13 protein-coding genes are annotated in these 13,290 nt (G+C 46.5%); 3 read left to right on the forward strand and 10 right to left on the reverse strand.

Annotation, left to right across the window (positions count from 1 at the left end):
• Positions 1-6: 6 nt before the first annotated feature.
• The 6 genes from M4D81_RS01945 to M4D81_RS01970 all read right to left on the reverse strand — a co-directional run bounded on the left by M4D81_RS01945 (position 7) and on the right by M4D81_RS01970 (position 6,058).
• Positions 7-957: an ABC transporter permease gene (locus tag M4D81_RS01945; protein ID WP_071222973.1), complete on the reverse strand. Its 951-nt coding sequence runs from the start codon at positions 955-957 to the stop codon at positions 7-9.
• Between the two features lie 2 nt (positions 958-959).
• Positions 960-1,892: an ABC transporter permease gene (locus M4D81_RS01950; RefSeq protein WP_071222972.1), complete on the reverse strand. Its 933-nt coding sequence runs from the start codon at positions 1,890-1,892 to the stop codon at positions 960-962.
• Positions 1,893-2,101: 209 nt separating this feature from the next.
• Positions 2,102-3,763 carry a peptide ABC transporter substrate-binding protein gene (locus tag M4D81_RS01955; RefSeq protein WP_071222971.1) on the reverse strand — a complete coding sequence of 554 codons (1,662 nt, stop codon included), beginning with the start codon at positions 3,761-3,763 and terminating at the stop codon, positions 2,102-2,104.
• Between the two features lie 149 nt (positions 3,764-3,912).
• Positions 3,913-4,299 carry a DUF3397 domain-containing protein gene (locus tag M4D81_RS01960; RefSeq protein ID WP_071222970.1) on the reverse strand — a complete coding sequence of 129 codons (387 nt, stop codon included), beginning with the start codon at positions 4,297-4,299 and terminating at the stop codon, positions 3,913-3,915.
• A gap of 12 nt (positions 4,300-4,311) precedes the next feature.
• Complete coding sequence (locus M4D81_RS01965) at positions 4,312-5,268, reverse strand: ketopantoate reductase family protein (RefSeq protein ID WP_260064249.1); 957 nt, start codon at positions 5,266-5,268, stop codon at positions 4,312-4,314.
• Positions 5,269-5,407: 139 nt separating this feature from the next.
• The gene (locus M4D81_RS01970; RefSeq protein ID WP_071222968.1) at positions 5,408-6,058 is read right to left on the reverse strand and encodes an RsfA family transcriptional regulator; all 651 of its coding nucleotides are present in this window, start codon (positions 6,056-6,058) and stop codon (positions 5,408-5,410) included.
• A gap of 341 nt (positions 6,059-6,399) precedes the next feature.
• On the opposite strand from M4D81_RS01970, the gene M4D81_RS01975 reads away from it, so the two are divergent.
• Both M4D81_RS01975 and M4D81_RS01980 read left to right on the forward strand, forming a co-directional pair.
• Positions 6,400-6,636, forward strand: coding sequence for a DUF2626 domain-containing protein (locus M4D81_RS01975; protein WP_006209059.1), 237 nt, complete (start codon positions 6,400-6,402; stop codon positions 6,634-6,636).
• A 254-nt stretch (positions 6,637-6,890) separates the two neighbouring features.
• Positions 6,891-8,003, forward strand: a complete 1,113-nt coding sequence (locus M4D81_RS01980; RefSeq protein ID WP_260064250.1) for a coiled-coil domain-containing protein — start codon at positions 6,891-6,893, stop codon at positions 8,001-8,003.
• A gap of 91 nt (positions 8,004-8,094) precedes the next feature.
• Here the strand turns inward: M4D81_RS01980 and M4D81_RS01985 are convergent, their stop codons facing one another.
• Together M4D81_RS01985 and M4D81_RS01990 are read right to left on the reverse strand one after the other, a co-directional pair.
• On the reverse strand, positions 8,095-9,348 hold the full coding sequence (locus tag M4D81_RS01985) for an extracellular solute-binding protein (protein WP_260064252.1): 1,254 nt from the start codon (positions 9,346-9,348) through the stop codon (positions 8,095-8,097).
• 197 nt (positions 9,349-9,545) lie between these two features.
• On the reverse strand, positions 9,546-10,877 hold the full coding sequence (locus M4D81_RS01990) for a PhoH family protein (RefSeq protein WP_071222965.1): 1,332 nt from the start codon (positions 10,875-10,877) through the stop codon (positions 9,546-9,548).
• Positions 10,878-10,994: 117 nt separating this feature from the next.
• Between M4D81_RS01990 and M4D81_RS01995 the strand changes: the two genes are divergently transcribed.
• Positions 10,995-11,657, forward strand: coding sequence for a YhcN/YlaJ family sporulation lipoprotein (locus M4D81_RS01995; RefSeq protein ID WP_260064255.1), 663 nt, complete (start codon positions 10,995-10,997; stop codon positions 11,655-11,657).
• 79 nt (positions 11,658-11,736) lie between these two features.
• Here M4D81_RS01995 and M4D81_RS02000 read toward each other — a convergent pair whose 3' ends face one another.
• Together M4D81_RS02000 and M4D81_RS02005 are read right to left on the reverse strand one after the other, a co-directional pair.
• The gene (locus M4D81_RS02000; protein ID WP_260064256.1) at positions 11,737-12,018 is read right to left on the reverse strand and encodes a hypothetical protein; all 282 of its coding nucleotides are present in this window, start codon (positions 12,016-12,018) and stop codon (positions 11,737-11,739) included.
• A gap of 75 nt (positions 12,019-12,093) precedes the next feature.
• Complete coding sequence (locus tag M4D81_RS02005; protein WP_260064258.1) at positions 12,094-13,206, reverse strand: LCP family protein; 1,113 nt, start codon at positions 13,204-13,206, stop codon at positions 12,094-12,096.
• Positions 13,207-13,290 lie beyond the last annotated feature (84 nt).

Genomic DNA, 13,290 nt, shown 5'->3' on the forward strand with positions numbered 1-13,290 from the left:
CACCTCCTATTTTTTCAATTTCGGATCAAGCGCATCACGCAATCCATCACCGAAAATGTTAAATGCTAACATCGTCAAGCTGATAAATAGAGCAGGAAACAACATCCGCCATGGATAGTACATCCATCCGGACAGGGCATCATTAATCATGGAGCCCCATGAAGCAACCGGTGCTTGAACTCCAAGACCCAGGAAGCTCAGGAATGCCTCGGCAAAGATCGCGCTTGGAACCGACAGGGTCAAGGTAACGATAATCGGACCCATCGCATTCGGAATCAAATGCCGGAACAACAGGCGCGCGGTTCCCGCTCCCATCGAACGTGAGGCGAGGACATATTCTCTGCTCTTCAGCTGCATAATCTCGCCCCGCACAATCCAAGACATGTTAATCCACCCGGTGATGGTTAAGGCGAGTATGATCGTTCCTAAACTTGGTTCAAATACAACCAGCAGCAAAATCGTAACGAGCAGGTACGGAATGGAATACAAAATTTCTGCAAACTTATTCATGAACTCATCGACACGGCCACCGAAATAACCCATGATGCCGCCATATATTACACCAATCATCAAGTCAATCGCAGCTGCTGCAAGACCAACGGTCAAGGATATCCGAGCTCCCATCCAGGTACGAACAAACACGTCGCGGCCCAGATCGTCGGTTCCAAACCAATGTTCTGATGAAGGCGGCATATTCGTATTCATCAAATCATTCGTTTCATAATCATAGTTAGAGATCATCGGGCCGATAATGGCCATGATGACAATCAGGATCATAATAACCAAGCCCGTCATAGCAAGCTTGTTCTTGCGCAATCTTTCCCAGGAATCTCTCCAGGAGGACAAACTTTCACGCTGTATTACCTCGGATTGTTTCTCATCAGGACCAATTTTCTGAAAATCTTCAGGCTTTAAGTTTAGTGCCGCAGGATGAGGCATACTTTGTTCTTTCTCCATGTCTACCTCTCCTTTCCGCCGGTCAATTTAATGCGTGGATCCACAAATACATATACGATATCTGTAACGAAACGCGCCAGCATCAGCAAGATGCCGTAGAATATGGTGATCCCCATAATGACTGTATAATCGCGGTTTGTGATACTTTCAACAAACTGCTTGCCAATGCCGCCAATGCCGAAGATCTGTTCAATAACGACCGAACCGGTAATGATGTTCGCTGTCATTGGCCCGACGTACGTTACGACCGGCAAGATGCCGTTACGGATGACGTGACGGAACATAATGGCGAACCAGTTGAGACCCTTAGCCTTCGCCGTCTTGATATAATCCGAATGCAGCACTTCCAGCATGCTGGATCGCGTTAATCGTGCGATAAATGCAATCGGTTGAGCTGATAGGGCCATAACAGGGAGCACGTAGTCGAGCGGTCCTTCAAAGCCCATAACATTGAAAATGCCCGCTTTCTCTGCGAGAACGTATTGCAACAATGACGCAAGTACGAAACTCGGTACCGCGATGCCGAGAACCGAGATGATCATGGCGATGTTGTCAATCAGCTTGCGGTGATACAGAGCTGCAAGCATCCCTAGCAGGACACCCACGATAACGGATACTACGATCGCGATAAGACCCAATCGGAGTGAAGGGCCAAATGTGTCAACAATAATATCAGTGACGGACTGTCCCTGTTTCTTCATAGACAAACCAAAGTCACCTTGAACGATATTGCCCAAGTATTTCGTATATTGCTGAAATACCGGTTTATCTAAATCATACTGCTCCATCAGCCTCGCCAAAATTTCAGGCGATGGCTTTTTCTCTCCCATAAACGGATCGCCCGGTATGGCTTTCATAAGAAAAAAAGTGGCTGAGATCAGTATGAACAACGATACAAGCATATAAAAAAACTTACTCGCCACATACCTCAGCATTTCGCTAGCCTCCTGATCAGTTGTTCTAAACCAAGCCGTCTATATAATTGTATTATTCTAGAACGGAACTGGCATCCCTTAACTTTCACCAACGGACACAAGATTTGGAAACCTTGCGCTCATACAAAAAAATCGGGATATATATGAGGTTTAAATGCCCCACATATATATCCCGAACCGTAACCTTTTATAAATGGTTTTACAAAAGACTACTCGATATATGCACGTGTGAAATCGATATCACCCTTATAATCCAGATGCAGATTCTTCACCCATGGTTTAACCAAGGACACGCTGGAGTAATAGTAGATCGGCATTACAACTTGGTTTTCTTCAACGAGAATTTTCTCAGCTTTGGACATCAGCTCCATGCGTTTAGCGTTGTCGCTAGTTGCATAAGCATCCTTCACAAGTTTGTCATATTCTTCGTTCTTGAAGCCAGTATCGTTGTTACCACCGTTGGATGTCCACATATCGATATAAGTCATCGGGTCGTTATAATCTGCTCCCCAACCGGAACGGGCAACTTGATAGTTCAAATCCGTACGGTTCTTCAGGAATACGCCCCACTCTTGGTTTTGTACCTTCACAGTAACACCGAGGTTATTCTTCCACATATCTGCGATAGCAAGCGCAATTTTCTTGTGGTTGTCATCGGAGTTATGGATCAGAGTAACTTCCGGCAATGTGGTATAGCCTTTTTCCTTCATACCTTGCTCGAGCAGTTTCTTAGCTTCTTCAAGATTTTCATCGAAGTAAGTATCCGGCACCTCTTTACGGTACTCGTCGGACTCACCTTTGATACCAGGAGGAACAAAACCGTGTGCAGGAAGTTGTCCACCTTGCGTGATTTTCTCTACGATCGCCTGACGATCAATCGCCATGGCAAATGCTTTACGGATGTTCACGTTGTCAAATGGTTCTTCTGTTGTGTTAAAGATATAGAAATACGTTGATGAAATCCCTTTGATCATCAGTTCATCGCCCAATTCCTTCTTGATCGCATTGAGCTGATCCGTCGGAATATTTCCTGTTGGATGTCCTGCATAATCCAATTCATCGTTACGATAGCTTGAAAGTTCAGTTGCCGAGCTGTTCACGATACTCATTTGAACTTTTTCAAGTTTGATTCCATCCTTGTCCCAATATTGGTCGTTCTTCACAAGCTCGATCTTTTGACCTTTGGTCATTTGTGAAACTTTGAACGGACCATTACCGATCAATGTTTCCGGTTTGGTTGCCCAAGAAGCATTACCTTCAACAGAGCTGTGAACCGGGAAGTACGTTTGGAATGACATCAAGCTGAGGAAGTATGGCGTTGGGTTTGCCAGCGTAACTTCGAGCGTATAATCATCGGTTGCTTTTACGCCGACTTCATTGGCGTCTTTGATCTCTCCAAGATTGTAAGCTTCAGCGTTTTTGATGTAATAGAGCTGATACGCATATGGTGATGCAGGAGTAAAGTTCGGATCAAGTACGCGTTTCCATGCATACTCAAAATCTTTTGCTGTTACTGAATCGCCGTTACTCCATTTGGCATCTTTGCGAAGGGTGAAGACATATTTCAATCCATCTTCAGAAACATCCCATTTTTCGGCTACGCCAGGCTCTTCAGAGCCATCTGCACCCTTGCGAACCAAACCTTCAAATACAGCACTGATTACTGTATTCGATGTGTTATCCTGAGCCAAGCCCGGATCCAATGTAGGAGGGTCGGAAGCAAGGTTCATACGGAAGACTTGCTCTTTAGGCTTGTCCGCCGTTCCGCCGTTATTAGCGCCTTCGTTCTTGTCAGCTCCACACGCTGCCAAAACCGAGCTGAAAGCAAGAATTAGCGTCATGAGAAGCAGTAATTTCTTTTGTTTCTTCATCTTGCGGTATCCCCCTCATAGATTTTAGGTATATGCTTATCGATTATACAACCAGTGGTCAAAAAAATCCAGAAATCAATAAATTGAAAAATCTGCCTGACCCAGAGATCAAACAGATTTATCATATAATACTAGTTATTAGATTGTACTTACATCATCTTAATTATGTAGGAGAGGAGACCAAAAAATGTAAAAACTATATAACCAAAACTCATGCTGACAAAACCCAGACGCCACACGGCGCGAAGAAGCCTCTTACCGTTAACCTTGCCTTTCCAGCGGTTCTGCGCACTGCCGATCAACCCCGCTGCAATGAGCAGCATGAGGAGAATGAGATAAAAACCGAATTTGGACTGGAATGTATTATTAAACAAGGCGGAGACGGAAAACAGCATGAAAAATGTGGTTACATCCATGGCCAGCTCCAGCGCTTGCTTTCGATTTTTATTTCTTTGCAAGACAACGAAATACACCAGTAAAAACGGAATGAACGGAAAAAGACTTAATGTGTGAAACAGCCCCTGCAAGAAACCCATGCTAAAGACCCCCTATGTATTCATCCCCTCGATGAGCTGTGTGATCAGCTCGTGTTTTGGCACAGAAATGCCATATTTTTGACCCAAACGGACAATGCTTCCGTTAATCCAGGCAACTTCCGTCGTTCTGCCTTCCGCTACATCCTTAAGCATGGAAGACGTGTTACCTGAAGTTGATTTGCAGACGGATAGGATCCATTCCCAAAGCCCGCTTCCATAAGAAATTCCAGCCGCTTCATATACGGCGATCCCTTCATTATATAACTGCTTCATAAGCCTGACTCGTTCTGGGGAAGTTAACAGCTCTCCATTAGGAATCCGCCACAATGCTGTCAAAGGATTAATGACCGCGTTGATCAGCAGTTTACGATAAATCATCTCATCCATTTCATTCGACAAAAAAGCTTCAAATCCTGCTCTATTCAGCTGTTTAACAAGCTTATTTTCATGATCTTCCTGAGAGAAAGCCTCTATTGGGCTCCCGGCAGGTTTCATTTTGCCGATTGTCGTCGTTCCGTGACCGGCGTGCAAAACGGAGACGCTGCTTGTACGCTTGGCCCCTTCCGTCGTAATGGCAGCGTAGAGCGTCCACATCGGCAGCAGGCCCTGAAGCCGCTCCAAATGGCCTGTACCGTTCTGAAAACATAGGAGTCTGCGGTGATCTTGCCCAAATAGAGCCAGCATCTCCGTTGCCATCTCTTCGATCCCTTGCTGCTTGAGCATGAGGAAAAGATAATCCGCATCGGCCCCGCCACCCGACTCGGCAAAGGATGACCATGAGCTGACCGAGAGAGCATGGGCGTCAACGACCTGCTGCCGGCCCGGCTCCTCGATGGTTATGCCGGAAGCCCGAAGCTTGTCCGCCTGCTCCTCGCTTCGGCACCATAGCGTGACACGGCAACCTGAATCCGCAAGTTTTCCCGCATATAACAGCCCCAATGAGCCGGCTCCGATAATATGGATATTCATGATAATCCCCCATTATTGTAATCAACCACAAAGTACTAGTCCTAGTATATATCAGAATAATCTCCTTTACGCACAAATAACCCGCCAAGCGCATGAAATGCACTAATGCGGGTTACGGCTGGAGCAAGATAATCTTTACCTATTCAATTCGTTCCAGGTTACCGTTTGCGTCCATTTTAAAGCGTGTCTTAAGTTCCTCGTCTTCTTCATTTAAGAAAGCAAGTCTGCGTGCCCGATCCATAATCTGAATCAGTGCCTTATAATCGTCATTGACTACATGATAGTCCGTTTTCACTTCGCTGACTTCCTTCAATAACCTTTGATTCTCACTGCGGAGTCTTGAAAGCTCTTCCTCTTTTTCACGCAAGTTCTTCTCAAGCAATTTATACTGACGTGAACTTTCCTGAAGCCCGCCCTTCCACTGACGAAGGAAACGGATAACGGCATCGATGGACAGTGTTTCTTCGCTTGCACCATCATTCTTATAGACATCGTGCTCCAGTTCCGGAGCAGCCAAACCGGCAACCTGCGGTCCGCTTACCGAAGGTTGTTTTTTATAATAACTTCTCTTTTGACGCTGAGATTTCGCCAAGCTGATAGCATCCTCATATTTCTTGCGAACGCAGCTGTTCCAACGAAATCCACAAGCCGCCGATGTCCGGCCGATTCTTTCTCCCACTTCCTCAAAGGCAGCCAATTGGGTGCTGCCCTCACGAATATGACGAAGGGTCACCTCCGCCAATATTAGGTCGTCCTCTGCACTCCATGCATCCTGTCTCACTGCTGACATACCATAAAACCCTCCTAACGACATCCTAAAATAACCGTCTTCAATACCGTAAATCGGCTGCTGAATAGGGTATAAAAACTGCTTAATTCATTTCTATGCCTCTCATAGAGTTCATAGAATCTATTTGATACTAAAATGTATTTCCATTTTGATTACAGATCATACTCTTACGAAGGCAAAAGGGAAGATTCGTCCAAATTATTCACGAATTCATTGTCCTGCTTCTGGTTAATAATAAAAAATAAAGGGTTTTCTTGAGTTAGGCGTTTACACGTTTTTCCCATAACGCTATAATGTTCATAGCAGCATTATGTGCGTACATACGAGAGGAGGATATAATCGTGGCACGGATGTTTCGAGTCCTTGGCTTTTTCACCCTGACTATCGGGTTGATGGCCTTTGCCGGAGATCATATTGAAATGGCACTGCTTTTCTTCCTGCAGACTGCATTTTTCGTGATCCTGGGATATTTGAAATTCACGGAGAGAACCTATATTCTTCTCTTCTGGGCTTATATGATCGTGACCTTCACAGGCTTTAGCTATTGGACGGTCTTCATTATGGGCAAACCACTCTAATAGGTAAACCATGCAAGTGATGTTTGTGATCCGCCGGCGCTCAACCTGGACAAACTGGAGCACGCTGGTGGATTTTCCTTGCAATTAGAGAATGAGAGTATTAAAAGAGCGATCAGGTGCTTTAGCTGCCGGATCGCTTTTTTAATGCCCAAAGGTTGATAATTGAGTCGCATACGTCATATATTGGTTAAAATGAAGGGACAAACAGCGGTTGGATTCCTTTCGACTAACAACCATTCAAGGAGGACTCCCGTTTGAATGTACGAATAAAACAACCTCTCCTCCCGGTCATGCTGTGTATAACCCTGTTGTTCTGCTTCATAGGGGCTCCCGCTTCCGTATATTCCGAGCAGGATGCAAGCCCGGTTATGCCTGATTCGGAAGAGGCGCGCAAACTTCTGGAGGACAGCCTCTCCATTGTGGAGATCGATCATGAAATCGAACGGATAACCAAACGTATCGCCGAATTGCAGCAGCTCCAGAGCGAACTGCAAACTAAAATTCAGGAGATGGGCTTGCGAATCGAAGACCGGCGAGATCGGGCGGCTGCCGTCCTTCGGTCATATTACATGGGTGAGCGGGATAACTTATTCTTCATGCTGTTGTCTGCAAAAGACTTAGCCGGTTTTTTCCGGATCATGGACTTTTACGATATGATTATTCAAAATGATCGGGATACACTTGCGGGATATAACCTTCAGTACCGCTCCCTTGCCTCCGCCCAGGCTGAAGCCGCACGCAATGCTTCTCAGCTCGTCGAAGTAAAGGACAGCCTTGTCAAGCAGCGTGAACGGGTGCTGGCGCTTGAACAGCAGGTTGACGGAGCACTGACAGCCAGCGGCAACCCGGATGCCATGAAGAAATTGATTGAGGAGTTCACCCTTTATTGGGAGAACGTGGGCTTGTATGAGGTAAAGCGACACTTCCAGGCTTTAGCCAGCGCCATGGAGAATTTGCCGCAATTTGTTCAGGGTAGCAAGAATATGTTGAAAACAAACGGCAAGGAGTACACCATCGACATCCATGAGAATGATCTCAATGCATTTTTAAGATCCGAAGATGAAATCTTTAACAGCTTTGCTTTCCATTTTGACGATGGAAAAGTAATAGCTTCGGGTGAGAGCGGAAATCTCTCGCTTCTGATTGAAGGAAAATACACCGTGATTAACGAACCGGAGAATGCCATCATGTTCCAAGTCGACAAACTTGTGTTCAATCGGCTGGAATTGCCTGACACCACGCGCAAAGCGCTGCAGGAAGAATTCGACATGAACTTTTATCCCAAGCAGCTGGTGTCTTTCTTAAAAGCAACGCAGGTATCCAGCCAAGATCAAAGATTAGTGGTCAAAATGGAGCTGGATTTATAGAAAAAAGCTGCCCTTCGCTGAACTGCACCTCCAACTGTTAGATGTGTCTAACAATTGGGGTGCAGTTCATTCGCTCGGGCAGCTTTTTCTTTTATGGTTGAGCAGGCGTGTACATTTTCATATATTCTTCGATCGTGATTTCGCCAAGCAGCAATCGATTCGCTGCTTCGCTATACGTTTGGAAACCTTCCGACTCTCCAAAATCCAAAGCAGCCGGCTCATTCCTGGAGAGGAGCACCTGGGCTGGAACGGCCGCCTTTTGCCAAATGCCCCGGTCACTTAGGTTCGTACCCGTGACATACAGCTCCGAAATAACGGGGAGCGTTCCCGCCGCTCTGCTCCATTCACGCTGCATCTCTTTGCCGGTCATATACGTAATCCATTTCATGGCAAGTGCCGATGATTCCGTGTGTGCGGCTACAGCAAAACTTCGGGTTCGGACAACCGGCGTATCCAGACGGGCCTCCCCCATTGCCAATGCATGCGACATTCCGTTGTCATCTTGATCTGATAAGCTCGAATACGGCTTAATGACCACGGCTGCTTCCGTCTTATCGGTGGTCGTCAACTCTTGGTCATCAACCTCTGCTTCCATGGCGCCTTGCGCTGATTCTGCCCATCTTCCCTGATTGCGAATCAGCATATGAAGAACCTCTTGATCCGGCTTGGAGGGATCACCCTCGAGCAAATGAACCGCCGCACCGAACGCGTAAGGATCATTCGAATCAAATAAGAGGACAGGGCTTGCTTTATGCACCTCCGAATATTCCTGCCATGCCTGACGGCTCTGTGGCATTTTAAAAGGTTCGCCGTCCTTCCCCTTGGTCTGCCAGATCATAATGTAGGGGTCTATATCAAACGGCATTCCCCATTGATACCCGTTCCACTGCAGCGGTGGCAGAAGGCCATTCAAGATGTCTTCGCCCGGCAGCGTGCCCTGAGAAGCATCAACAGGCAGTAGGCATCCACTCATTGCAAGCGCTTTAATATAGTGTGAATCCGTTAATACAATATCAGGTCCTTCACCAAGGGACATCTCGAGCAGAAACGACTCTTTGCTTGTTTCACTCGTTTCCAGGGGCAAGATTTCAACCTCAGCACCGGTCTCTTCCATAAAACGCTCATTAAGAGCTTTTAGTTGTCTCAGTTCATCCGGCTTTACCTGAACACCGACCTTGATCGGACCCAGATCGGTCTCCGGTACCTCCGGCCTTTGCTGCGGAGGATTAGGCTCATCCCCCGGGGGCTCCCGTCTAGTGTGATGAGTGAAGTCAAAGCTGGGAGATAAACTGGATAAAGACAACAGTAAAATGGCAAATAAGAACCAATATTTCTTCCGCTTCATATCCCATCTTCACTCCTTCAATAGTCGCATGCCCTTATTTTACCAAACTTCTAGTACTCTTGTCCTATCTTTTTTGTTAATTATCTAGTCCAGATTTTACTAGTTACGATGGGAAGGAAAAAAGACTGTCCTATGAATCTGGAACAGTCTTAAACCTACAAGTTATTTTAAGAAATCATTTCTCGGGAAATATAAGGTTATAACAAGTCGGCAGCCAGCTGAGCCAGCTTGGAGCGTTCCCCTTTAGTCAGTGTAATATGCCCGCTCAGATTTTCTTGCTTGAATCGTTCAACCACATAGGTCAACCCATTACTCACAGCATCCAGGTACGGATGATCAATCTGCTCCGGATCTCCCATAAGGATCACCTTACTTCCTTCTCCCGCCCGGGAAACAATCGTTTTGACTTCATGACGGGATAAGTTTTGGGCTTCATCCACAATGATGAACTGGCCTGGTATCGAGCGGCCCCGGATATAAGTCAGTGCTTCCACCTGGATGCTGCCGAGCCCCATCAATATTTTATCGATATCGCCCGATTTCTTGGTGTCGAACAAATATTCCAGATTGTCATATATCGGCTGCATCCATGGTCTTAGTTTCTCTTCTTTTTCGCCAGGCAAATAACCGATATCCTTCCCCATCGGAACGACCGGACGCGCAATGAGCAGTTTTTTGTATTTATGCTCATCCTCCACCTTGGATAGGCCTGCTGCCAATGCCAACAAGGTTTTTCCCGTTCCGGCTTTCCCGGTAATGGTGACTAGCGGAATATCGTCGTTTAGAAGAAGCTCAATCGCCATTCGCTGTTGGGCGTTGCGGGCGCTGATGCCCCATACAGGTTCGTTGCTTAAATGGAGCGGCTCCAATCTGGTTGCATCCTCATTCACATGAAGGAGAGCTGACTTTCCAGTCCCCATCTCATCCTTCAGAATAACAAATTCATGCGGATAAAGCGGATAAGACAATTGAAGAGGTTTAATCGGCAAATAACGATAGCTGTAGAATTCATCGATCACCGAAGGATGTACCTTTAAGGTAGAGAATCCAGGATACAATTCACTTGGATCGGCTGTACGGTCCGATAAATAATCCTGGGTCGTGAGTCCGAGCACATCCGCTTTAATTCGAACAAGCACATCCTTGCTGACCAGAACGACGGGTCTTCCGTCCTCCTTTGGCTCCTCCTCCAATTTATAATTTAACGCGACAGCCAAAATTCGGTTGTCGTTGGATGCTTCGCTAAATAACTCCTGTACCTTGACGAAGCTGCGATGATTCAGCTCAACCTTCAACGTCCCGCCGTTCTCCAGAAGAACTCCGGCATGAAGATGACCTTGCTCTCTTAGCCCATCGAGCAATCGGGAGACCGTGCGGGCATTTCGGCCGATTTCATCTGCGTTTCGCTTCTTCGAATCAATCTCTTCAAGAACCACCGCAGGAATGATGACTTCATGCTCCTCGAATGCATAGATCGACTGAGGATCATGCAGCAATACGTTCGTATCCAGCACAAATATTTTTTTCATCTTATCCCTCCACTGCTTCTTCATCAGGTACACACATAAACCTTTCCGTCCGGGACATAATAAGCGTAGCGACTGGAGTAATTTAGCGAACTCTACTACGAAAGGACAGATCAATCCATGAGAGCTGCTCTATCCATCATGCTAGCGGTGTTGTTGCTCGCAGGCTGCGGGACCGCCAATAACAATGCATCACCCTCTCCTCGTAATCAAACCAATGGAACCACTGCTAACAATGTTCAGAATATGAATGAAAACAGAGGTTATACCACTAACAATGTAGACGGCTGGACTCCGGATAACACAAATACGGGACAGGTTGGCAACGTAAATGATAACAACGGACAAGTTGACGCTACAACCGCAAATCACCTAAAATCACTAGCAGAGAGTGTGCCCGGCGTTAAAAACGCAAACTGTGTTGTCATGGGAAATACGGCTGTTGTTGGACTTAATGTAGATGGAAATTTAGATCGGGCAGAAGTCGGAACCATTAAATATACAGTCGCGGAAGCCCTTCAATCCGATCCGGCAGGTGCCAATGCTCTTGTTACGGCTGATTTAGACGTTACAAACCGGATTGCCGATCTTGGCCGGCATATTCAGGAGGGAAATCCGGTTTCAGGACTTGCCAGTGAACTCGCTGACATCGTAGGCCGCATCATTCCTCAGCTGCCTAAAGATGTAACACCTCGTGATCGTAATGCACAAGATAACGGTGCACAAACGGTAAATCCGAATAATCGGGGTAATGCACCAGCCAACCCGCACCGTAATAAATAGGCAAGAAGACAAATCCTGTCATAACCCGAGTTTGTCCGTCACCCGTCTCCAAATTTCATACAAAAAAGCCCAGTGAAGCTCACTGGGCTTTTTTTAAGGTCATAACAACGCCATTAGCGAGCATTTCTGCTTCGCCAGAGACGTCGTGACCCGTATCATATTCAGAGTTTTGTTGCCTGTTCGGTGTGGAATTGACACCCATGTCGAATGAACACGCCTGAGAAGACATGGAATCAGAAGGATGACATTTGAAAGGCTCCCATGCCCACATGGAATCTGCTACCACAAATCCATGGGCAGGGTAATCCGTCTGCCGAGTACAGATCAAAGGGTGTGTCGTATGCATCATAAGGTAGGACATGCCTTCGGCCTCCTGTACAATGATCTCCATCTGATACATTGTATTATAGCATACAATAAAACTTGCCTTCAATTGTCACGGAGTTGTTGCAGAATCCGCTTCTGTCCCCTGCTCGCCAGCGCCAGCATTATGCTTGCCGGCAAGCTCGTCTTGCAGCGCTTGTCTGGCTGCATCCAGCTCGCTGCTGCTTATATACACATAAGGGCTCTTCCAATTGCCTGTAACCGGCATGAATTTCACATCATCTTTTCCAAGATCATAATAAGTCGCAATCAAATTTCGGATCTGCTCCTGCTCGAAATCGGTGGTCATGTTATCGCTGACCGCATCCAGAGCATTGCCCACCTTCGCAACGCCTCCGAGCGATTTCATCTTATCGAGCAGGGAATGCAATACTTCGCTTTGGCGGGCATTACGCTCAAAATCGCTTGACTCCTTCGTTCTCGGCGAACAGCTGTCACTCGATTTACGGTAACGAACATAATCCAGCGCCTTCTTGCCATCCAGCTTCTGAGGACCCACAGTGAGGTTAATGTCGGTCCCGTCGGCAGTATCGCGGTAACACATATTGTATTGAACGTTAACATCCACTCCGCCGAAGGTGTCCACCACATCACGGAATCCCTGGAAATCGATAACCGTTACATAGTCGATATTAACGCCGAGATACTTGCTCATCATTACTTTCATTTCTTCTTCAGCCGGAATGCCGCTGCCCGGTTCCTTTTTCTCCGCAGCATTATAGGCCGCTTTAAACCTTGGGTAATACGCATTCAGCTTCGTCGCTTTATATCCATCGAGTTCAATGAGCGTGTCCCGCGGGAGAGATACCAACGTCGACGTATTAGTTTCCGGATGCATGGTGGCAACCATAACCACATCCGTAAGATAAGTCCCCGTCTCCGGGCGATGATCCGTTCCCAAGAGAAGCACCGTAATCGGTTTTTCTTTTGCAGATTGGCCTGGAGCTACAGGTTTGTCGATCCCGCTTTTCTCAATGACCTCATTGCCCTTGATGTACAAATATCCGGCATAACCTGCTGCAGCCAGAACTGCGATTAACAAGACGATAAGAATGAGCTTAAAAAATGATTTCCATGCGTTTTTTTTCTTTTTTGGAACTGGCTGTTTCTTGCCCTTCCCCCCACTTTTGGCTCTCGGAGGGAGATTGGTATGAGTAGGATTCATATCATAACACCTGATTTCATTCAAATTAGATGAATGTCCGATAAACGCTTCAAATTTCGAAGCATTTACCGGACCATGGTTGAC

The sequence above is a fragment of the Paenibacillus sp. p3-SID867 genome, from assembly GCF_025142895.1.
In the GTDB taxonomy this organism is placed as follows: domain Bacteria; phylum Bacillota; class Bacilli; order Paenibacillales; family Paenibacillaceae; genus Paenibacillus_AQ.